Raw genomic sequence first — 23,037 nt, 5'->3', positions numbered from 1 at the left:
CACAAAGGGGACAGTCGAAGACGTCAGTCAAGCGGAGAGTCAGACCCACCGAAACGTCACCAAGGTCATCATCACAGTCAAGCGGTTCGGTCGGTTGTCCTGGGGTGTCGTCGTCCCGGCATAGCGGCAATGGGGTTGGTGGTCCTGCAGTGTGTAATCGAGTCCACGTCAGCCCGGACGCCTGGATTCTGGACCCCTCAGCATCTATGCGACACAGTGCATCTCAACTATGCCCGAAAGCGCGCACCACCCCGTTCCCAGCAACGGGAACAGCCGACAATGAAGGCTAGATCAAATGGAAGGCGGTGCCGACGGACATGATGGTGGATAGGGCGACAACTCCGGATCCGTTCTTTCCAGATTCATCCCACTCCACCACGGTAACCCCGGATCCATCGCAGCGTCGCCGACCTGAACACGGTGCACGCGAGGGTCACTCACAACCGGCAGATGGCAGGACCGGGCGGCTCGGGCGATGGACAGCGCAACAGTTCCGCGGGGACGGTCGGCGGCGGCGACGGCGGTAGCGAAATGGTGTCGGGGCTGATCAGCCGGCCCACCGTCGCGACCTTCTTCCTCGCAACAGAACGCGTCTGTCCGAGCCGACCACCGACGAGTGAGGACCGATGAGAGAGCTCCATCCCGACGTGCAGGCCGGGTTCAGCATGAGGCGGGAATTGCGGCATCGCATCGCCGAAGTGCGGGAACAGGCCGATGCGATCGTGGCACGGCGTCCATCCCCGAGTGGCCTGGTCATTCCCGAGGTCGATGTGCGCGGACGACTCCGGGACCTGTACCTAGCGCCCGGAACCTGCGATCGGTTCGACAACCAGGAACTGGCCGCCGAGATCACGGCGGCCATCGTCGAAAGCACCGAGGACGCCAAGCGGCAATACACCCTCGTAATGAGCGACCCGGCCCGCTTGCCTCGCCCGCTCGAGGAGGTCGTATGGGAATTGCACCCCGATCCGGCGAGCAGCCAACAGAAGAAAGCAGACGAAAATGTCGGATAATCTAGACGCCCATCCGGATGAGTTTCGCAGCATCGCTTCGTCTCAAGCTGCAGCCGCAGCACGATTCCGGGAACTCGAATTTCCGCATACCTATTTCGATACATTCCTTGAATGCAACGGAACCCTCCAGGCGCCAGTAAAGGCCTGCCTGTTCGACGGGTGGACCAAGATTTACCAGGGGGCCCAAGATACGATAGCCGCCGGTTACGAGCATGGGAGCGATTGCTTACTCGACGGGGCCAACCGCCTCGAGGAAACCGATGTGTTGCAGACATCGGCGGGCCTCGATGAAACCAGCAGCCAGAGGAACGCCTGATGAGCGACGCGGCGGTCGATGACGCCGTTAGTCGCATCAGGACAAGCTGGGAGCCCCAAGGCATCTGGGGGACCCTTGACTCAAACTATGGATTCACCGACAACCAGATCAAGGATGCCCTCCAGAGAATGACGGCTCTGAGTCCAGCAGAGCTAAAAGAGGTCTGGAAAAAGCTCAATGACTGGAACTTTTCGGACGATGGTCTTTTTACCGATTTCAAACAAGATTTTGTCGATGCCGCGGACCGAAACCATCTCGGCGATGACCCCAAGTATAAGGATTTTATAGCAGCGGTCAAGAACCACGCCGTCGATGCTTATTGCGATTTAATAGCTGGCCCGCAGTTCGACACATATGGTTGGGTATCGTCCGGCGGCGGTAATGATTCAGATTCAGCGAATGTCAAGCTCTATAGGCCGAAGGGATGCAAACCATTATCGCAATTGGACACCCTGCTGAAGGACACTGAGTGGGTGATGACGTGGGACCTGAAAACGCTCGGGCACCGCAGCCCCCAGGAGCACCCCAAGCTCGACCTGGAACTCTTCGGGTTGAAGGGTCAGGATGCGACCGGCTGGTCGAAAATCAGAGATGCGAATACTGACCTGAATAAACAGCTGGCGGACCAGCAAGCTGCTTATATGCAGATACATGCGGCCCTTGCGAGCACCGCGTACGACGCCGCGGTGACGGGTGACAAATTGTTCAAGGATCTGGTCGAGATCAAGGACGGGCTCAACCTCCGACTCCGGTACGAGCCGAAGTACGATCCGCTGACTATAGGGCACGACTTCAACCAGGTCATGGAACAAACGGGCGGCAATGCAACCTATAACATGCAGGTCCCCGTAGACCACATCCAGATCGACCCCGTATACCAGAGGGTCACCGACCCCAAGAACCCTTACTCCAACGAATTTGTCCTGACCCCCGACGCCGAACAACGCTATTACATCGGCCCCCTCGAAAACGCCCTCGCCGCCTGGGATGCTAAATACGCGGAGGCGGCCCAAAAGTTCCAGTACACCCCACCCATCAAAACTGGCACGGACACTGGCACCACAACCACAACCACAACCACCACCGACACCGGCACCACCACCGACACCGGCACCACCACAACCACCCGCAAAACCGGCACCAAAACTGGCACCACCACCGACACCGGCATCACAACCACCACCACCAAAACCGGCACCGACACCGGCACCGGCACCAAAACCGGTACCGGCACCGACACCAAAACCGGCACCGACACCAAAACCGGCACCGACACCAAAACCGGTACCGATACCGGCACGACATTGGCCACCAGTACGGACGGCCTCACGCCGGTCAATGGTGATCAGAATGCCAGCACGACCGCCGACCAGGGTGTGACCGCCACCCCCGCGACCACCACGACCGCTGGCGATCAGACGGGGATCGGAAACACCGCGGCCAACGCCTCACCCGCAGTGAGCACCGGCGGCGGGGCTTCACAGAGCTCGAATTCCATGAATGACATCTTGCCGGCCTTGGCGCTATCGAACGCGTTCAGTCCAAACCACAACGGTTTTGGCAGTCCCTACGGCAATACCGGCCCCAACTCCGGGCAGAACCAGTACCCGGGACAGCAGCCTACGACCGCCCAACCGGCAACTGTGACCACCCCGGCAACCACCAATGCTCCCGCCGTCACCGCTATCGGCGATCCCAAGACGCCGCCCGCGGTACCCGGAGCGAAGCCGGGGGTCCCCCTGACGATCGACGGCGTGACCCAGCAGGTGACCTCGGTCGTGCACGACGCGGTGACCCACGAGCAGAACTATCCCAACAGTGACGCCCGCGAGGCGTACGTCGGGACGCCGGGTGAGAACACACCGAGCAGCCCGTGGGTGCACGTGGACGAGCCCCCCCACCTTCCTGAGGATCAACACACGAAGCTCCTTACCGGTGATGTGGCGCAGTGGGGTAACCGCACGGCATTGGTGGTCGTGGAGAACGGTGTCCGCAAGATCCTCTTGAACAAGACCACGTGGCTGCTGCCCGATGCCGAGAATCCCCCGGACGCCGGGCTCGGAGACCTCGGCACGTTCCAGGGCTTCTTCCGCCCCACCGGCACCGACCTGACCACCACCCAGCCAGCGACTCCCCCCGCGGTGACTCCCCCCGACACACTCTCCACCTGAGGAGGTGGACGGCCGAGAGTCGCGCCGAGCTTTTGATCGATGCCACCAGACCGCGCGCAGCAGAAGACCGAGTTGTGAGATTTTCACTCGTACCCGGATACGGTAATTCAATTCTGCATGACACTTCCGTCATCGCGGAGTTCGAGCATTCGAATACCGGCGTTCATTCTGTGCTGCGCTGATGACGAATTCGTGCTGCCCGTAGACCGGTTCGGTCCACGGGTGGAAAGGACATGCTTTGTCGAGCAAGAAATTCGCGCTGCCCGCTCGAGGGCTGCGCTCGGTATTCACCATGGCAGCCACGGCATTGACCGGACTGCTGGTGCTGAGCACCGGTGTGGCCGACGCCCACGCCCACATCACCCACGCCGAACCCGCCGACGGCGAAGTGCTGCCGGTCGAACCGCCGCAGGTGAGCATGACGTTCAACGAGAAGGTCGACGACCCCGACGTCTCGGTGACCGGACCCGACGGCGGCACCTGGTCTGCAGGTGACGTCCACGTCGATGGCCGCGCCCTGTCCATCGACCTGGTGCCGCAGGGTCCGGCCGGCGTGTACACCACCCACTTCACCGTGACCTCCAAGGACGGCCACCGCATCGAGGGCCAGCGCACCTTCACCGTGGCCCCGGTCGGCGATCCCGCTGCGCCGCAGCAGTAGTCCGCTCACCGAAAAACCTCACACCCTTTTGGCTTACGTCTCGCGAACCACTCTTCGCGAGGAAGGACACCTCCTGATGAAGACCCTGAACAAGTTCACCACCACCGCTGCCCTCGCCATCGCGGCCCTGGCCATCACCACCGGCACGGCCGCTGCGGACGTTCCCGCGCAGAAGCCGGGCTCCACCGTCAGCACCGACGTCGCCCCGGGCATCCACTACACCGCCAACGTGGTCGACCACTCCGTCGTGCTGCGCACCGACGCGGGCCGGATCAATGTGCGCGGCACCCAGTTCGAGGTTCTCGACCCCACCGGCAACCTCGTCGTCGGCATGCCGCTGACCTACCGCCTCGACCAGAAGGACTGGCCGATCGCCGCCCAGGTCGACGCCGACGGCCGCACCGTCACCCTCACCCCGTCCACCAACCCCGCCGAGGCCATCGCCGCCACCCCCACCCCCGAGGCGAAGCCGATCTTCTCCCAGGACGACCTCAACGACGCGATCGGAGTCGCGGCCAACCAGATCGGCATTGCCACCGCCATCGGCGGAATGGTCGGCGCGGCAATCGGACTCGTCGGCGGCTGCGTCGCCGGAGCCGTGGTCGGCACCGAACTGATGCCGCCCGCGTTCCTGATCGGCGCGCCCGGCGGCTGCATCGCGGGCGCGGGCATCGGAGCGGGCCTGGGCACCGCCATCGGCACCCTCGCCGTCGGCGTGCCGGTGACCGTGGTCAGCCTCATCGAGATGGTGAACACCCTCGACAGCGCCGGAAAGTGATTTCGTGTCCCGAGTGTCCCACCGGGCGGGACACTCGGGACCGGACACCGATCCGGTTCAGCTCGAACGGAATTCCGCCATGGCTCTCACCCCTTTGTCCCGCGGCGTCCTGACCGCCGCGATCAGCGCCGCCGCCCTGCTCGCCGGTGCGGGCGCGGCCTCGGCACACGTCGAAGTCTCGGCACCCGACGCCACCCGGACAGGCGACGCCGTCCTCACCTTCTGCGTCCCCAACGAATCCGACACCAACAGCGCCACCACCGCCCTGACCGTCCAGTTCCCCGCCTTGCTCGCTGTCGACACCCAAGCGATTCCCGGCTGGAAATCCACGGTCACCAAGGATTCCGGCGGCAAGATCACCGCCGTCACCTGGACCGCCGCCCCCGGCGCGGGCATCGGCCCGGGCAATTTCGCTCAATTCCAGGTCCTCGTCGACGATCTACCCGACTAGGACGAAGTCACCTTCCCCGCGACCCAGACCTATGCCGACGGCGAAGTCGTCAAGTGGGACCAGCCGCCCACCGCCGACGGCACCGAACCCGAACGCCCGGTCCCCACACTGGAACTGGCCCCCAAAGGATCCGACCACCCCGATACCCGGGCCACCGCGACCTCTTCGGACACGACAGCCCGCTGGCTCGGCGGCATCGGCGTCGCACTGGGCAGGCTCGCCCTGAGCGCCAGTATCGTCCCCGGTATGCGTCGCAGAAGCTGACCTCGTTCGCGAGGACGAGTCCGTGATCGACGTGTCGGCCGCCTGGGCACCGATTCAGTTCGTGGCGTTTTCCAGCACATTCCGCTCGGAAGAGAGTGCAGCGACACCTGCCCGCGCTCCCCTGTTCGCCAATTCAACCGCGGTCAGCAGAAGGATAAAGGCGAGAACAGCTGCGACAGTGCGGATGTCATGGAAGGTCTCCCAACGGTTCAGCTGGGCTTCGTAATTCGCGGGCAGAGAGCCGATATGCCAGGTCTTGATGCGCTCGTTGATGGGGACATTGCCGAAGCGAGTAACCAGCAAGCTGGTGAGGGCCGAGAGTCCGGCAAGGGCGGCGACGATACGCGCACGGCCGTCGGAAGCGAAGGCGAAGGCAATGCTAGTGACCGCCCCCAGACCCATCAGAGCCTGCATGAAGGGGGCGTTCATGGCCATCAATGCCACACGGAAGGTCAGGTGCACGTCCATGGGGACCGCACGGAAAGTCGGGGAGACCGCGATCCTCGCGTAGGTGAAGGCTCCGGCCAGAACCCCGGTGCTGACCAAGGCGGTGTTGCGGATGATCAGGCGGGCGACGGTCGAGCGGATCATGACGTTCCTCCAAATAGATTCATTTGAATCAGTTTCATTTGAATCTATCATAGAGTGGGCGTCATGCAACCCCCCGAATCGTCGGCGAACCTCGCTCAGCTCGGCCTGCTGCTGCGGCAGGCGCATCGACGCGCGGCCATGGAGCTGGCCAGCGCACTGGCCCCGATGTCGTTGTCCGGCAGACATTTCGGTGTGTTGCTCACCCTGGAGCGACATGGGGTGTCCACTCAGAAGGACCTGATCGCGGCACTGGGCAGCGACAAGGCGGGAATGGTGCGCACGGTCGACGACCTGGACCACCGGGGCTACCTGGAGCGCTCACAGTCGGCCACCGACCGTCGCGTCTACGACTTGACGCTCACACCCGCCGGCCGGACAGCGCTGGCCGAGGCGAAGCTCCTCTCCACCGTCGCGACCCAGTCCGTTTTCGGCAACCTGGACGTAGAACAGGTAGCCGCACTATCGGACCTACTGTCCCGGATCGTCGATACGTCGGCGGACTGACCTACCGGGGCCTCGCGATATGAGGTAACCGCATCGACCTTCGGGCCAGGATGGCGCGTTCGGGGCTGGGCCGGGATCGCCTGCGCCAGAGCAGGATCCTGGTTTCAGTGAGACCCCCGGTGCATATCGCCGCAGTACCAGGGGTCCGAGGGCCTGGCCGCTTTCGTCACTGACGACAGCCGATGCGCATCGCCCCACTTTTCGGGGTGTCCACTGAACTTGCCTGTGACGCTTGGGTTTCGGACAGCGCCGGCGATCCCCTCCTCCCTCTGACCTCCGATAAGGTTCAGTTATCGGAGGTCAGAACTCAATGGTTCAACTCGCTTCTTCAAGGTTTCGTTACGTAATATTTCGTCGCATTTTGACGCAACAAACCAAACGTTTTAGGTGACCAGTTGCACTGACCGCGCCAGGGGAACCCGATCCAATGGGGTCGATCCGCGCCACAACCATCGCGCGGAGACACGCTCGATCGGTGTGGGCGAACGCCCGTCGGACATCATTGCCGCGATCGACGCCCATCTCGTCGAGCACCGCGATGACGTCGGCGGCCCGGACGGCAAGGGTTCGGCGCGGACGCCGTTCACAACCCCGGACGGCACCGAGGTGGGTTACCTGCGGGTGTGAAGGCCGCTGCGGTATTCGGTTAAAGAGTGAAATTCGCAGATAATAGATGACATACACGTGCTGACCACTGGTGGGAATAGCGGTCGGATATCTTCGCCCGGATCGGGGCAGTCGGCCGTGTCACAGCGTACGAAGCCAACTATCACGAGCTCGCGCGAGCCCAATGGGATATCAGCACGTCGAAACCTGCAAGATCGGCCCGACTCGCGGAATGCCGCGAAAGCCTGCTCCGAAATACCAGAACCATACTGTGGTCAAAATCTCGCTGCAATCGTAGTCACATTGCTTCCTGCGTGAACTTCGGATTAATCTGAATTCGGTCGATGGCCGATGCTGCCCATTGTGATCACCATTCGCCTTCCGAAATAGCCTTCGGAATTGCGGTGTCATAGATGGAAACCCCCGTCTCATGTGACCAGGGACCTAATATGCGGCACCGCCGACCGCAGCAGCTGGGAAAATGACTCATTCAACAATTTTGCGTGTGCCGGACAAGAATGTCGAACAAGAACTCGGGGATGTACGAGACAACCGGCGCACAGCTCTCGTAGCAGAGGACAATTCATCCGCTCCAGCCGTTATGGGGCACTTGGGCGCGGCGGTCTCGGGCTTGATCACGATTGCCCTATTGTTCCAGCCCTGGCTGTCAGCCTCGGGGCCGACCGGGAGTTTGAAGTCGGATGCTTTCGGCCGAATCGACGGCGTCAGCGATCGTCGCATCAACTGGGCGACCGGCGGGTATTACGAAGCAGACATAGGCGGCACCTGGGCCGTATTGGCGGTCCTCGCCTCGGTGGTGACTGTCGCTGCAGTCGTGATTTACATACGAATCCACAGCAGCGCTCTCTCGTATCTGGTAATGGCCTCCGCAGTTGCTACCGCGATTTTCGTTCTCGCCGATCTGCTGTACCTCAGCGGAAAGGCGCCGGATTTACGTGCCATGACCGAAGACATTCATCCAGTCCGCGGCTTCAGCGGACTGATCCAGCAGTTTCTTGGAAATGATCGGCCGGATTCCGGCAGTCGTAAGGTCGCGAGCGCGGGCCTTGACTCGGCGGCAATACTCAGTGGCGCGAGCGCTTTCGCGGGAGCCGTGGCAGCAGTTGCCTCAGGCATGCGCCAGCATGCGTGCCGGCCAATACCTCTGGCTCTGGCGGCGTCAAAGTCGGACCAGGGACACCAGGCCAATATTTCATTACTACGGAGATGATCGTGGCTGGGTCGTTCACCCCCTGTCTGTTCGGGCAGCCCGGGGTGACAGCGGGCCCGCCATCTACAGGACCGCACGGGCCCTGCACCGGCATCCGGGTTGCTCGCGATTCAGGGAACTTCGGTTTCGGGTCGGAACGTATCCAGGTCGAGGTTGCGGGGCCAGGTTCTGTAGTTGGGGTTGAGGATGTCCATGTCGATGGAGAGGTCGCTGGCGGTGAGGATGAGGATGACGTTGGGTAGGTCCCAGCGCAGATACGAGTGGGGTTGTGATTCTCTGCGGGTGGGTGCTCCGAGGTCTCTCGTAATTCGGTCGGAGAGTTCGGTGTAGACGCCGACCAGCGAGGCGGCGTGGGTGGGGTCGGTGATGTCGGTGGTGAAGTAGGAGATTCGTTGCAGCTCGGGGGTGCCGTCGGTGGTGAAGTAAGCGTCGGCGTCGGTGCGACCGTTGGAGTGGTCGGTGGTGAACGTGGCGCTGTTACGGGTAAGACGGTTGAGGTGTAGTCCTATGGCCGAGCCGAAGGTAGTGAGGTCGGCGACACTCCATGTCCAGGCGAATTCGGCTGCATAATGCGCGATTTGGGCCCGGTGTCCACGTCGGTGTACATAGGTTGGTCAATGCCTTCGGTAATGGACGGGATCGGGAGAGATCAACCTTGCGGGTTCGAGCTGACATCGGCCTGGCAGGCTTTGACAGCCGACAGGACAGCGCCCACCATCGGAGGCTTTCGAAGGATCAGATCCCGTTTCGAGGGTTGCTCTCGGGGAGGGCGTCGTCGGCGATCGCCAGCGCCCGCGCGAGCATCCGCGCCACCTTGTCGGCTTGGCTGTCGAAGTCGTCCCACAGGTCGTCCAAGGCGTTGAGCCGCTGATGATCTCGGTGACGGGCGGCGACCCCGGCGTCGTAGGTATCAGCGAGGTCGACCGGCTCGGTCACGGGCACGGGCCGATCCGGTGGGGCCGCCGTGACCGTGGGATGCAGACGATAGACGGGCAACGGGCCGCGCAGATGCGCGGTGACGATGGCGGCAATCGAGGTGGCCGACAGCGGCTGCAACCATACCGGGATGTGGTCGTGCATCGGGGTGTATCCCCGTCGATCGAAGCTGGTGAACAGCGGAAGGTCGGCGTGCGCGGGGTCGAGCCCGTCCTGCGGGAGGCTGCGATGGCTCAGATGATGTTCGAGCATGCCGCGCCCTGCGGGCCGCGGCGCGAAACGCAGCACCTCCACCCAGCGGCGCAGAACCGAAACCGGGCAGGAGCCAGGCTCGTCGGTGGACACGACGGTGGCCAGACCCTCGCCGATGACCGCGTCGTCCGCACCGAAGCGCAGCTCACGCTGGGTCAATCCCGCGATCTGCGAATAGGTCATACCGGTGGCTGCCAGCACCAGCAGCGCGGCGTTGCGGCGGCCGAACAAGCCGCGGGTCCAGCCCCAGACGGGTAGTTGGGGCACAACGGATTTCACCCGATCCGCGATCTGTTCCCGCCGGTGGGCCCGGTGCGCGTTGAGCGCGTCACGCAAGGCCGCGGCGTGACCGGGCGCCGCGAAGCCCGCCGCACGGTGGGCGTGGTTGATCGCGGACAGCCGGGTGCGGTGCGTGGCCACGGTGCCGGGGTGATCGTCGAGGAAGGCCGCCACGGTCAACGCCGTGGCGGGCAGGGCGACCTGATCGGCGGCCGCGCACCAGCGCGCGAACAGCGCCCAGGTGCGTTGGTAACGCACGGGCAGATCCACGGGAGGCCGCCGATCATCCGGCGGCACACCCGGTTCGGGTTCGAACGGTGTCGTCACAGCCGCAACAGTGCGGCCGCGGTGGTCCCGGCGGACGAGGCTCGGTCGTAGCGGCGCACAGCGTCCGCCGACTTGTGCCGGGTCAGCGCCATCACCTCATCCAGGCTCGCGCCCCGGGCGAACGCCTCGGTCGCGGCCCCGGCCCGGATCGCGTGCGCGCTCAACGACGCCACCGTGGCGGTGTCCAGTCCGGCTTGGGTCGCACGGCGTTTGAGCATCCGGGAGATGGATCCTCCTGTCAGCGCCTGCTTCTCGCGAGGGGTGCCATTGCGCAGCGATCGAAACAGCGGGGCTGTGATCTGCGGTACGCGGGGCCAGGAGCCATGGCACACATGCTCGTCCGGTGCGGCGGGGCCGCCGCGGACCAGGCGCGTTACCGCCAGTGCCCCGGCATCGGCTGCCGTCACCGGCACCGCGGTCCAGTCCACCACCGCCCCGTCGCACTCGCGTTCCTTCTCCCGCTTGACCACTCGGTCGACGGCCGTATCGTAGGCGGCGATCACCGCCAGCCACCGCAGGTAGGCACACCACGGACACCACCGCGCCGACGTGAGTCCCCTGGGCAGATACACGAAGTCGGGCTCACCCCGGCCCGACCCCGGCTTGCCCAGCCGCACCGCCAGCCATTGCTCGTCGAGCCGCTCGACCGTGGTGACATCGCGCACCGCGAGGCGAGCCAACTCACCGGTCCGCAGCGCACCGCTGAAACCCAGCACCAGCAACGCGATATCGCGTCGTGCGGCGACCTGCGCGACCCAACCGTGCGCGCCCTCATCGATACTCGTCACGACCGCGCGCAGGTCGGCGGCCAGCAACGGCGGCGTCGAGCGCGCCGACTCACCGTCAGCGGCGCGACGCTCACGAATCTCGGCCATCAGCGTGGTCACGAGCGGATCGGTGCACGGACTGGGTAGTCGCTGTCGCAGGTGCCGGTCACCTATCGCGGCGAGCCAGACCCCGAAGGTGGTGGATTTGTAGCGATACCGCCCGTCGGTGGTCTCCCGGGCCGCGTCCCCCACATAGCGTGCGACAGTGTCCGGAGAGGCCGGGCAGGAGTGGTAACCCTCTGCGGCACACCAAGTTTCGAAGCGGCGCCAGGCGGAGTCATAGCTTCGCCGAGTCCCGGGAACCTCTCCCAAGAGATCGACAGTCACGGCCGCGGCCCCTTCGCTGTCACACCCGGCCGAAGGAGCCATCCACTCGCCGGGCAGCCTGAGGCCGCCGGTCGGCCAACCCCGCTCCGCAGCCTAGCGAGCCCGCCCGACACCGTCCGGGAGGTTGCACGGACCGGCACCGGGTGACCGCTCGACATTCGTCCGTCAGGATTGGTCGATCCACGGTCTGATCGGGGCCGTGCTCCGCGCGCTCAGGTGGCGATACGGAACAATCCGCGTGTGGTTGATGACGTGGATGACCCGTTCCGGACGACCCCGCTGGCGGAGAACGCGCTCGCGGGTCAGGATCTGTCGCTGCTCACCGCAGATGAGGCCCGAGCGCTGCGTGCGTACGCGTACAACCACTTCGAGCAGATCAACTCCGCGCTGTGGGGTGACGAGGCCACCATGACGGCACTGGTGATCAGGAACATAGCGTTGATCCGATCCGGCTTGGCGAAGTTTCCGGTGCCCGAACCGGTGCGGGTGACCCGCGAAGCCCTGGCCGAGAGTTTTGGGCTGCGCGGTGTACCGGAGGAAGAAGACGACGCACAAGATCTGGTCGAGCAGCAATTCCTCCACCGCGGATTCATGTCGACCTCCGGCTCGGAATACCCACCCCGGTCGATACGCCGTCGGCCCGGGGTGATCGTGGATCTGATCGTGCCCACCGGCACCCCGGCGCTGCGGCTCGGCCGGCTCGCACCCATCAAGGCCGAGCGCGAAGTGCTGCTCATCGACGCGCGGCGTACATCGCAAGTGGTGTCGAATGACCACGCGCGTAGCATGTGGCGTATTCAGGGATTCGTGAGGGAGGCGTGACGTGGGAGCCTTGACGCAGGAAACGATGCGTGTCGAGCGCGTAGAAACGACGCCTGAAGAGCGCGAGCGGATCCGCCGCGAAGCCCAGAAACTGGGCATCAAGTTCCGTCGCCCCACCCCGGTCCGCGAGAACGGCAAGTAGCCTCTGTCCGACCGGTCGTGGTCGACAGGTGTCCCCGACACCACAGAAACAGCCCAGAATCACGCTCAGAACCAGGGCACGTTGCGGCCAAGGCGCCACAACGTGCCCGATTCCTTATCCCACCTCTGAAACCTCGCACGACAGCCCGCCATCATGAGGCCCCTCGGCGGTGATGATGTGGATGTTCTCGTCCGCCATCTCGGTCGGGTCTGTGGCGGTCGCGAACCAGTGGGTTACCTCACCGCCCTTCAGATCAGAAGCGACCTCACCGGTCGGGAGGACCGAAAGAGCGCCGGCAGTGGCGGAGGCAAGGAACTCATCAATGGCGGTCAGGCCGGTGGTGGCGGTGGTGAAAGTGGCAGACAGGTAGTCGACATCGTTGTCGGTACGCAGGTCGGACGCACGGCCGAGAGCATCGGCCTGGCTCATGACGGCCCAAGCGCCCTGGTCGTCGCGGTAGACGAAGGTCGGATCGGATTCGGACAGCGGACGGACCCGGTCGCTGTAGGAGACCGGGTGCGCCGGGCGGGCGGCCAGGTCGGCCTGGACATTGGGATCCGAGGGGACCAGCCAGTGCGCCGGATCGGCTGGAGTTTCTTGGGCGATCCCGAACCTGGCTCCCGCGGCGAGGATCTCGTCGATCGACATACCGTGCGCGAACAACACCGCGGCGCCGGCCTTGTGGATGGCCCAAACCGCCACGACCGCGTCGACCGTGTGCGGGAGGGCTACGGCGACGATGTCGCCGGGGCCCGCGCCGCGGTCGATGAGCAGGCGTGCCAGCTGGGAGCTGCGGCGGTCCAGGACGTGGTAGGCGATCTCCTGGCCGTCGGACAGCAGAGCAGGCGCCTGCGGGTCCTCCCCGACGGCCTCGGCCAGCGCTTTCGCCATTGTGGCAGTGCCGATCCGAGCCGCCTCCACAGCCGAATCCGGTTGAGAGCCGGAGCGTACGGTGGAGACTCGCTCTCGTTCGCCGGCAGCGAGAATTTCGATGTCGCCCACCAGGCCGTCGGGATCGCCGAGCAACGCGTCCAGGATCCGGCCGAAGCGGGCCGCCAGGACCTCGACCTCCTCGGCGGCGAAACGGCTGACGAGGTAGCGCATTCCGACCTCGATGGTCTCGCCCGCCACGATCACCAGTGACATCGGGTAGTGGGTGTTGTCGCCGATACCCACGCCGGTGACCGACATGCCGTCGATGGAGCTGGCCGCCGCGATCGCGTCCTTGTCGACCGGATAGGACTCGAACCCCACCATGGTGTCGAATTCGGCTCCGGCACCGGCCAATCCCTGAATCTCGGTGAGCCCGACATGGTGGTGCTCGAGCAGCTCGGCCTGATCACGCTGGACCCGCTGCAGCAGGCCCTCGATGCTCAATTGGTCATCGACGCGGATGCGCACCGGCACCGTGTTGATGAACAGACCCACCATGGATTCCACGCCCGGCAGGTCGGCGGGGCGACCGGACACGGTCGCGCCGAACACCACGTCGCTGCGCCCGGTGAGCCGTCCCAGCAGCACCGCCCAGGAGGTCTGGATCAGCGTGTTCAGCGTGACGTTGAGTTCCCCGGCGCGCTTGATGAGCGCGCGGGTGCGCTCGGCGTCGATATCCATTGTGTAGCGGCCGATTTCGTAGTTCTCGGCGCGTCCGGTGGCGGGCGCGAGCTGGGTGGGCTCGCTGACCCCGGCCAGGGCGTGCTGCCACGCCGCGAGCGATTCGTCGCGGTCCCGCTCGACCAGCCATTCCAGGTAGTTGCGGAACGACGGCACGCGAGGCAGCACCGAAGCGTCACCATGCACCGCGTACAGCACCAGCAGGTCCTGCATGAGCAGCGGCATCGACCAGCCGTCCACCAGGATGTGGTGGGTCGTGATCACCAGGTGCCACTGGTCTTCGGCCAGCTTGAACATGTTGAATCGCATCAGCGGGGGTGTGGACAGATCGAATTGATCTGCTCGGTCCTGATCGATGAGCTGGCGCATGTGGGAAACGCGGCCGGATCCAGGCAGATCCATCGCCGAGAGATCGATGACTCGGAACGGCACCTCGATACGTTCGAGTACCAGCTGGTGGGGTCGTCCGTCGGAGTCGGTGACGAACGCGGTCCGCAGGCTCGGGTACCGATCGACAATGGCCTGTGCGGCCACCCGCAGCCGATCCACATCCACCACACCGCTCAAATCGAGCGCAGTCTGAATCGTGTAGACGTCCACCGTGTTCTCGGAGAGCAACGAGTGGAATACCAGCCCGGACTGTAGCGGCGAGAGCGGCCACACATCCGACAGCGCGGGGTAACTGCGCTCCCACACCTCGATGTCGGATTGTGCGACCTGCACCAGCGGCAGGTCAGACGGTGTGAAGCCGCCCGCCTCCGGACGCCCGGCGTGTTCGGCCAGCGCGGTCAGCGCCGCCACAAACAGATCCGCGAACTCCTGCACACGTTCGGCCTCGAGTAGCCCGCGCGGGTAGGAGAAGGCCGCGCCCAGCTGCGGGCCGTCCTCACCGTCGGTGACGATGGCATTGATGTCGAGGGTGGCGTTGGCGGGCATGTCGGCGTCCATGTCGCCATCGAGGCGACCCAGGTCGTCGACGGGCACCCAGCCCAGCTCGGCCATGCCCTCGGGCACCTCGCCCGCGGACATGCGACCCAGGTAGTTGAAGCTGATCTGGCCGACATCGCGCAGTTGCGTGGAGGTTTCGGGGTTGAGGTATCGCAGCAGACCCCAGCCCAGACCCTTGTCGGGCAGGGCGAGGAGCTGTTCCTTGACCGATTTCACGACCTCGCCCAGGGCGTTTCCGCCCGCGAACGCCTCGTCGAGGCTCACCCCCGGCAGATCCAGCCGCACCGGGAAGGCCGCGGTGAACCAGCCGACGGTGCGCGAAAGATCCGCACCCGGAACAATTTCCTGTTCGCGGACGGAGTCTTCGAGCCTGATCAACGTCGAACCGACAGTGGCTTGTCCACGCCAGCGCGCCACGGCCATGGCCAGCGCCGTCAGTAGGCCATTGTTGACACCGCCGCGGTAGAGGCTGGGCACTGCGGTGAGCACTGCTTCGGTGACCTTCGCCGGGACGGTGATCTCAATGCGTTCGACGGTGGCGAAGGTATCGACGGCCGGATCGAAGGCCCGCGACCCGAGCAGCGGATCCGGGGTCTCGGTGACCCGCTGCCAGAACGGCAGTTCCGCGACCCGCGCCTCGGACCGGGATTCCTCGACCAGGGCGTGTGCCCAGCGTCGCATGGAGGTGCCGGTCTCGGGCAGCGCGATGGGCTGCTCGAGCGCCACCTGCGACCAGGCCAGGCCCAGGTCCGGAATCAGGATGCGCCAGGACACGCCGTCGACCACCATGTGGTGCGCGACGATGAGCAGCACGTCGCGGCGGACGCGTGCCTCGTCGGAACCCTCGGGGGCGAAGGCGAACCAGACGAACTGCACCATGGCGGCGTTCGCCGGATCCAGTCGGCCGAGCGCGGCATCGAATTCGATGCTGCCGACCCGGGTCAGCTCCTCGTCGGAGATGTCCGCGGCCAGCTCGACCCGGTGCACGAGCGCGTCGACATCGACGGCACCCTGCGGCAGCGCCTCGAATTCGAAGCCCTCCGTAGCGTTTCCGCGAAGTTGCGACCGCAGCACGTCGTGGTGGTCGAACAGCGCCGAGATGGCACCCACGAGCACCGGACGTGTGATCCCGTCCGGCAGTCGCAGCGGCATGATCTGCGAGAACCGTTCGTAGGAAGGGTTGTTCGACAGCATCGCGTGCATGATCGGTGTCAGCGGAATGTCGCCGACCCCGCCGCCCGGCAGCTCCGCCAGCTTCTGCTGGGTGGTGTCCCCGCCCAGCTTGGCGACCTCGGCCAGCCCCGCGACGGTCCGCTGTTCGAACACGTCACGCGGGGAGAACACGATGCCGCGCGCCTTGGCCCGCGAGACCAGCTGAATCGACAGGATCGAGTCACCGCCGAGCGCGAAGAACGAGTCGTCCGCGCCCAGCCGCTCGACACCGAGCACATCGGTGAACACCTCCGCGATGGACCTCTCGATCGGGGTGGATGGTGCGCGGAAGGCGGTGGTCTCGAACTCGGGCTCGGGCAGCGCCTTGCGGTCCAGCTTGCCGTTCACGTTGAGCGGCAGGGCCTCCAGGACTACGAACGCCGACGGCACCATGTAGGACGGCAACGCGGCCGAGAGCGCCGATTTCACCAGCGGCACATCCACACCCGAGCCGGACGGCACCAGGTAGGCGACCAGCCGGTCACCGGTCTTGGCGTCCTGCTTGGCCAGCACCGCGGTCTGCGCGATCTCGGGCAGCGCCAGCAGCGCCGTCTCGATCTCACCGAGCTCGATGCGGAAGCCGCGGATCTTCACCTGGAAGTCGGTGCGGCCCCGGTACTCCAGCTCACCATCGTTCCAGGCCACCAGGTCACCGGTGCGGTACATGCGCTCACCGACCGCGAACGGGTTGGCCACGAACCGATCCGCCGTCAAATCCGCTCGCGCGAAGTAACCACGCGCCAACTGCGTACCGGCCAGATACAGCTCACCGGACACGCCATCAGGCACCGGGTTCAGTCGGGCGTCGAGGACGTAGACGCGCGAGTTCCATTCCGGCGCACCGATGGACACCGAGCCGGAGTCGGCATCGGTCACCAGGTGCGTGGTGACCGATACCGCAGCTTCGGTCGGGCCGTACAGGTTGAACAGCGAGGCGTTCGGGTTGCCCGCGCGGAAGCGCTGGGCCACCGAGGCGGGCAGCGCCTCACCGATGGCCAGCACCCGGCGCAGCGAATTATTGAGCGTCCCTTCGGATTCGGTGAGCAGCGCGTCGAGCATGGACGGCACCACGTGCAGCGTGGTGACCCGCTCGCGGGCCATGAGCTCGTTGAGGTACGCCGGATCCCGATGGCTGCCGGCCGCCGCGATCACCAGGCGGCCACCGGACACGGCGGCCGACCAGAACTCCCACACCGAGAGGTCGAACGTCGCGGCGGTCTTGAGCAGCACCGCGTCATCCGCGCCCAGCCCGAATTCGGCCGTCTTCCACTGCAACTGGTTGGCGATGGCCGCGTGCGGCAGCGCCACACCCTTCGGACGACCGGTGGAACCGGACGTGAAGATGACGTACGCGGTGTTGGCCGCAGTCAGCCCACGCACTCGCTCGCCGTTGGTGACCGGCGTGACCGAGTAGCCGGACAGATCCAGCTCATCGATGCGCAAGACCTCCGTCATTCCGGCGTGCTTTTCTCCGGAATCCAACGCCTCGTCGTGTGGATCCCGGCCAGCAAGCGCGCCGGGGTGACGGGGTTGGTCCAGCTCGAACCCGTCACGTGCGGTGGTCAGCACGCACGCGGGGGCGGCGGTCTCCAGGATGTAGCCCACGCGCTCGGCGGGTTGATCCGGATCCACCGGCACGTAGGCCGCACCGGCGACCGAGACCGCGTACATGGCCACCACGAGGTCCACGGAGCGGCGCATGGCCAGGGCCACACGGTCTTCCGCACCGATGCCACGGGCGATGAGCTCACGCGCGAGCTGGTTGACCCGTGCGCCGAGTTCGGCGTAGGTCAGCGTCTCGCCGTCGGGCCCGATGAGCGCGATGGCGGTCGGCTTGGCCGCCACGGTCGCGTCCAGCATCGAGACCAGCGTCGCGGCCGAATCCACCGGATGCGCGGTCGCGTTGCGGGCGTCGAGGATCTCGGCGCGCTCGGCCGGGGCCAACAGCTCGATCTCGCCGACCGCGGTGCGCGGGGCGGCCACGATCTCGCGCAGCAGACCGATGAACCGGTCCGCGAACTCGGCCACGGTGTCACGGTCGAAGATATCGGTGGCATAAGTCAAGATGCCGGTAATGCCTTCAGCCGCACCGTTTTCGGAGTAGATGTCCGACACGATCAAGTGCAGGTCGAACTGCGACAGCTCAGTGTCCACATCCAGACCCGACACACTCAGACCCGGCAGTTCCAGGGTGGAGCGGGTCAAGTTCTGGAACGACAGACCCACCTGGAACAGCGGATGCCGCGCGGTCGAACGCGCCGGGTTGAGCACCTCGACCAGGCGCTCGAACGGCACGTCGGCATTGGCGTAGGCCTGGATGTCGGTCTCACGCTGACGCGCCAGCAGCTCGGCGAACGGCTGACCGCCCTCGACCTGCGTGCGGAACACCAAGGTGTTGACGAACATACCGATCAGGTCGTCGAGGACCGCCTCGCCACGACCGGCCATCGGGGTGCCGATAGCGATGTCGTCGGAACCCGACAGGCGCGACAGCAGCACCGCGAGCGCGGTGTGCACGACCATGAACAGCGTCGCGCCCTCGGTGCGGGCCAATTCGACCAGCGCCGTGTGCAGTTCGGCCTCGATCCGGATGTCGATCTTGCCGCCGTGGAAGGACTGCACCGCCGGACGCGGCCGATCAGCCGGCAGGTCCAGCTGATCGGGCAGCCCGGCCAGGGCCTGCTTCCAGTAGGCGACCTGCTTGGAGGCCAGCGAGTCCGCGTCGTCCTCGCTGCCCAACAGCTCGCGCTGCCAGATGGAGTAGTCGGCGTACTGCACCGAAAGCGGCGTCCAGCCCGGCTTCTGCTTGATCGAGCGCGCCGCGTAAGCGGTCATCAGGTCGCGGGTCAGCGGGGCCACCGAGGAACCGTCACCGGAAATGTGATGGATCACCAGGGCCAGCACGTATTCCGCGCTCACCGGGGCGTTCGGGCCCACGGCCGGGTACTGCCCGGTGGGGGCGATATCGGCGAAGTCGAAGGTGTAGGCCGCCGCGTGCGCGGCCGCCTCGGACTCGACGACGGGGGCCGCCGGAGCAGCGTCGCTGCCCTCGATCTTGAACAGCGCCACCTTGATCGGCACCTCGACGGTGACGTCGAAAGTCGTGGAGATCACCTCGATCACCGCGCCCAAGACCTCGTCGGTGGGCATGGTGCGCACCTGCAACTCGGGCACGGCCTGCGCCGGAGGCAGGATGACCTGTACCGGCCCGTTCTCGGTCTGCGGGTAGATGGTGCGCAGAATCTCGTGGCGGGCAACCACATCCGCGATCGCGGCACGCAGCGCGTCCTCGTCCAGCGCCCCGGTCAGTCGCACCGCGACCGGCACGTTGTAGGCGGTGGAGGTGGTGTCGAACTGGTTGAGGAACCACATGCGCTGCTGGGCGAGTGCCAGCGGGATATTGTCGGGTCGTTCGACGGCGGTGAGCGCCTTGCGGTCTCCCGTACCGGCGTGCTGCCCGATGTTGGCAGCCAAGCCCGCGACGGTCGACGCCTCGAACACGGCGCGTACCGGCACCCGGGTATCGAGGGCCGCGCCGATCCGCGCGGCGAGCTGGGTCGCCAGCAGCGAGTTGCCGCCGAGAGCGAAGAAGTCGTCGTCCGCGCCGATACTCTCCACGCCGAGTACAGCGGCGAAAACCTCGGCGACGGCGATTTCGGCTTCGCCCACAGGCGCCCGAAACTCACGGGGGGCGAAAACCGGTTCGGGTAGCGCCTTCCGGTCGAGCTTGCCACTGGCGTTGAGCGGGAAGGCATCCAGCGTGACAATCGCGCCCGGAACCATGTAGGTCGGCAGTGCCTCGGCCGTCGCCGCGAGCAGTTGCTGCTGGTCGATGGTGTGACCCGGGGCGGGCACGACATAGGCCACCAGCTGGTCACCCAGGGCGTTCGACACCACCACCGCGACCACCTGGCTGACGGCAGGCTGGGCCAGAAGCACGGTCTCGATCTCGCCGAGCTCGATGCGCTGTCCACGGAATTTCACTTGGAAGTCGGTGCGGCCGATGTACTCGAGGCGGTCCGGCCCGGTACGCCACACCACGAGATCACCGGTGCGGTACATGCGCTCACCCGGCTCGAACGGATTTGCCACGAAACGATCCGAGGTCAGGTCCGGCCGTCCCGCATAACCGCGAGCCAGCTGATCACCAGCCAGATACAGCTCACCCGGCACCCCGGCGGGAACCGGTCCCAGGCGTGAATCCAGCACGTACACGCGGCTGTTCCATTGCGGCAAACCGATCGGAACGGTCTGAATATCGCCGCCCTCGGCAGACCAATGGGTGATCGACACCGTCGCCTCGGTCGGACCGTACAGGTTGTGCACCTCGATGGCCGGGCCCAGCGCCAATACCGCATCGACCGTCTTCGGCGGCAACGCCTCACCGATCACGAACACCTTACGCAGGGTCGGCATCGAACCCGGCCGGGCATGCGCGGCGAACACCGACAACATGGACGGCACGAAGTCCGTGACCGTAACACCCTGTGCGGCAATCGTTTCAGCGATGTAGTCGAAATCGCGGTGGCCATCGGGTGTAGCGATCACCAGAGTCGCACCGGCGCGCAACGGCAGGAAGTAGCCCCACAGCGACAGGTCGAACGTCGTGGCCGTTTTCTGGAGATAGACATCGCGCGGGCTCATCGGGTGCTGCGCGAGCATCCAGGTCGTCTGATTGTGGATCGCACCGTGGGAGATCGTCACGCCCTTCGGCTGGCCCGTCGAGCCCGAGGTGAAGATCACGTAGGCCGGATTGTCCGGGCGCACCGGTCTCCGCAACTCCGCATCCGCCACCGGTTCGACCGAGAACTCGTCGAGCGCAACCGTATCCAAGTGCAGCGCCCGGATCTCGTCGGGCAATACGACCGCATCAGCGGTTGTGGTCAATACACACGCCGGTTGTGCGGTCTCGAGAATGTAGGCGATACGTTCGGCCGGGTGATCGGGATCCAATGCCACCCAGGCGCCGCCTGCCGTCACGATCGCGTACATGCCGACCGCGAGATCCAATGAGCGGCGCATCGCCAAGCCCACCAACGACTCGGCACCGACACCCTGTGCGATGAGCAGGCGCGCCACCTGGTTCACACGAGCATCGAATTCGGAATAGGTGAGTTGCCGGCCCTCGAACGAAACCGCCACCCGTGTCGGGAATTCCGCCACCGCCCGGCGATAACCGTCGAGCAGCAGTCCGGGTTCGATCTCGTGCCGGGTGTCGTTGAGATCCACCAGTGTCCGGGCGCGCTCACCGGCGTCGAGCAGGTCGATCTCACCGACAGCGACGGAAGCATCGGTGACGATGGCATCGAGCACCCGTGCGAACCTGTCGATGAACGACCACACGGTCGACTCGTCGAACAAGTCGGTGGCATAACTGAATTCGATGACGATCTCCGCCGGGCTGCCATCCTCGGCGTACATATCGCTGACCGTGACCTGCAGGTCGGTCTTGGCCAGTTGCACATCGAATTCGACCGGAGCCACGTGCAGGCTCGGCAGTTCGAAGGCGGTCTCGGCCAGGTTCTGGAACGAGAGACCGACCTGGAACAGCGGGTTGCGCGCGGTGGAGCGGACCGGGTTGAGCACCTCGACCAGCCGCTCGAACGGCACGTCGGCGTTGGCGAACGCCTCGAGGTCACGTTCGCGGACCTCGGAGAGCAGGTCGGCGAAGCTGGCGTTGCCGTCAACCTGGGTGCGGAACACCAAGGTGTTGACGAACATTCCGATCAGGTCGTCGAGTTCGCGCTCACCACGTCCGGCGATCGGGGTGCCGACCGCGATGTCGTCGGTGCCCGAGAGCCGGGCCAGCAGCACCGCGAGGGCGGCGTGCACGACCATGAACAGCGAGGCGTTGTTGGCCCGCGCCAGCTCGTGCAGCTTGGCGTGGCGTTCGGCGTCGATGTCGAAGCGCAGCGCCTTCCCGTGGAACGACTGCGCCGGGGGACGCGGCCTGTCGGTGGGCAGCTCCAGCTGGTCCGGCAGCCCGGACAGGGCCCGGGTCCAGTACGAGACCTGCTTGGCGGCCAGCGATTCCGTGTCGTCCTCGCGGCCGAGCACCTCGCGCTGCCACAGCGCGTAGTCGGCGTACTGGACCGCCAAAGGAGCCCACTGCGGAGCATCACCGTTCACCCGGGAAAGGTAGGCAGCCATCACATCCCGCGCCATCGGTCCCATGGACGCACCGTCCGCGGAGATGTGGTGCACCGTGAAAGCCAAGACGTGTTCGGTGTTCTCGCTGTCGGTGATGTGGAAGAGCTTGACGGCCAGCGGCACCTCGACAGTGACGTCGAAGGTGGTCATGGCGAATTCGATGACCTTGCCGAGCAATTCGGCCTCGGTCACATCCTCCACGGGCAGCGGCACGCCTGCCTGCGAGACGGGCAGGATCACCTGGTGCGGGCCCTCGGCCGTCTGTGGGTAAATCGTGCGCAGCACCTCGTGCCGGGAGACGACATCGCCGATGGCCTGCTCGAGAGCGTCCCGGTCCAGCCCACCGGTGAATCTGACCGCCGCCGGAATGTTGTCGACCGCTGAAATGCTGGTGTCGAACTGGTTGAGGAACCAGTAACGCTGCTGCGCCGGAGCCAGCGGCATGAACTCGGGCCGTTCCCCGGCGACCAGGCGCGGGCGCGCCCCGGATCCGGCCCTGCGCTCCACACGGGTAGCCAGTGCCGCGACCGTGGACGCCTCGAACAGGTCGCGCACCGCCAGCTGTGTGTCCAGGGCCGCGCCGAGGCGGGCGGTGACCTGGGTGGCGATCAGCGA

The 23,037-nt window shown here is 65.5% G+C and carries 15 protein-coding genes and 1 pseudogene; 11 read left to right on the top strand and 5 right to left on the bottom strand.

The genetic code is table 11. The features are described 5' to 3' along the window. Positions 1 to 626: 626 nt before the first annotated feature. The 6 genes and pseudogenes from ABZ909_RS42050 to ABZ909_RS42025 all read left to right on the top strand — a co-directional run bounded on the left by ABZ909_RS42050 (position 627) and on the right by ABZ909_RS42025 (position 5,654). Positions 627 to 1,013, top strand: coding sequence for a hypothetical protein (locus ABZ909_RS42050; protein ID WP_357011732.1), 387 nt, complete (start codon positions 627 to 629; stop codon positions 1,011 to 1,013). Then, complete coding sequence (locus tag ABZ909_RS42045) at positions 1,003 to 1,329, top strand: hypothetical protein (RefSeq protein ID WP_357011731.1); 327 nt, start codon at positions 1,003 to 1,005, stop codon at positions 1,327 to 1,329. The genes ABZ909_RS42050 and ABZ909_RS42045 overlap by 11 nt, the downstream gene beginning before the upstream one ends. Next, positions 1,329 to 3,500 carry a hypothetical protein gene (locus ABZ909_RS42040; protein WP_357011729.1) on the top strand — a complete coding sequence of 724 codons (2,172 nt, stop codon included), beginning with the start codon at positions 1,329 to 1,331 and terminating at the stop codon, positions 3,498 to 3,500. The genes ABZ909_RS42045 and ABZ909_RS42040 overlap by 1 nt, the downstream gene beginning before the upstream one ends. A gap of 238 nt (positions 3,501 to 3,738) precedes the next feature. Beyond that, complete coding sequence (locus tag ABZ909_RS42035; RefSeq protein WP_357011727.1) at positions 3,739 to 4,161, top strand: copper resistance CopC family protein; 423 nt, start codon at positions 3,739 to 3,741, stop codon at positions 4,159 to 4,161. Between the two features lie 76 nt (positions 4,162 to 4,237). Continuing rightward, on the top strand, positions 4,238 to 4,939 hold the full coding sequence (locus tag ABZ909_RS42030; protein ID WP_357011725.1) for a hypothetical protein: 702 nt from the start codon (positions 4,238 to 4,240) through the stop codon (positions 4,937 to 4,939). 79 nt (positions 4,940 to 5,018) lie between these two features. Beyond that, a pseudogene (locus tag ABZ909_RS42025) lies at positions 5,019 to 5,654 on the top strand (YcnI family protein). Positions 5,655 to 5,708: 54 nt separating this feature from the next. Here the strand turns inward: ABZ909_RS42025 and ABZ909_RS42020 are convergent. Beyond that, positions 5,709 to 6,245 carry a DUF1772 domain-containing protein gene (locus tag ABZ909_RS42020; RefSeq protein ID WP_357011723.1) on the bottom strand — a complete coding sequence of 179 codons (537 nt, stop codon included), beginning with the start codon at positions 6,243 to 6,245 and terminating at the stop codon, positions 5,709 to 5,711. A 63-nt stretch (positions 6,246 to 6,308) separates the two neighbouring features. Between ABZ909_RS42020 and ABZ909_RS42015 the strand changes: the two genes are divergently transcribed. The 3 genes from ABZ909_RS42015 (at position 6,309) to ABZ909_RS42005 (ending at position 8,586) form a co-directional block, all read left to right on the top strand. Next, positions 6,309 to 6,749, top strand: coding sequence for a MarR family winged helix-turn-helix transcriptional regulator (locus ABZ909_RS42015; protein WP_357011721.1), 441 nt, complete (start codon positions 6,309 to 6,311; stop codon positions 6,747 to 6,749). A 477-nt stretch (positions 6,750 to 7,226) separates the two neighbouring features. After that, entirely contained in the window at positions 7,227 to 7,376 is a 150-nt protein-coding gene (locus tag ABZ909_RS42010) for a hypothetical protein (RefSeq protein ID WP_357011719.1), read from the top strand. 484 nt (positions 7,377 to 7,860) lie between these two features. Then, positions 7,861 to 8,586, top strand: a complete 726-nt coding sequence (locus tag ABZ909_RS42005; RefSeq protein ID WP_357011717.1) for a hypothetical protein — start codon at positions 7,861 to 7,863, stop codon at positions 8,584 to 8,586. Positions 8,587 to 8,696: 110 nt separating this feature from the next. Here the strand turns inward: ABZ909_RS42005 and ABZ909_RS42000 are convergent, their stop codons facing one another. From ABZ909_RS42000 to ABZ909_RS41990, 3 genes are all read right to left on the bottom strand, one after another. Continuing rightward, entirely contained in the window at positions 8,697 to 9,164 is a 468-nt protein-coding gene (locus ABZ909_RS42000; protein WP_357011734.1) for a DUF6301 family protein, read from the bottom strand. Positions 9,165 to 9,321: 157 nt separating this feature from the next. Further along, the gene (locus tag ABZ909_RS41995) at positions 9,322 to 10,380 is read right to left on the bottom strand and encodes a hypothetical protein (protein ID WP_357011715.1); all 1,059 of its coding nucleotides are present in this window, start codon (positions 10,378 to 10,380) and stop codon (positions 9,322 to 9,324) included. After that, entirely contained in the window at positions 10,377 to 11,399 is a 1,023-nt protein-coding gene (locus tag ABZ909_RS41990) for a hypothetical protein (RefSeq protein WP_357011713.1), read from the bottom strand. Before ABZ909_RS41990 ends, ABZ909_RS41995 begins: the two co-directional genes overlap by 4 nt. Positions 11,400 to 11,774: 375 nt before the next feature. On the opposite strand from ABZ909_RS41990, the gene ABZ909_RS41985 reads away from it, so the two are divergent. Beyond that, positions 11,775 to 12,356, top strand: coding sequence for an ADP-ribosyltransferase (locus ABZ909_RS41985; protein ID WP_357011711.1), 582 nt, complete (start codon positions 11,775 to 11,777; stop codon positions 12,354 to 12,356). A gap of 1 nt (position 12,357) precedes the next feature. Continuing rightward, positions 12,358 to 12,498, top strand: a complete 141-nt coding sequence (locus tag ABZ909_RS41980; RefSeq protein WP_357011709.1) for a hypothetical protein — start codon at positions 12,358 to 12,360, stop codon at positions 12,496 to 12,498. A 114-nt stretch (positions 12,499 to 12,612) separates the two neighbouring features. Here the strand turns inward: ABZ909_RS41980 and ABZ909_RS41975 are convergent, their stop codons facing one another. Beyond that, the gene (locus ABZ909_RS41975; RefSeq protein ID WP_357011707.1) at positions 12,613 to 22,977 is read right to left on the bottom strand and encodes an amino acid adenylation domain-containing protein; all 10,365 of its coding nucleotides are present in this window, start codon (positions 22,975 to 22,977) and stop codon (positions 12,613 to 12,615) included. Positions 22,978 to 23,037 lie beyond the last annotated feature (60 nt).

The organism is Nocardia sp. NPDC046763 (assembly GCF_040645495.1).
Classification (GTDB): domain Bacteria; phylum Actinomycetota; class Actinomycetes; order Mycobacteriales; family Mycobacteriaceae; genus Nocardia.
The sequence above is the reverse complement of the archived record's forward strand: the minus strand, read 5'-3'. Positions and strand labels throughout refer to the sequence as shown.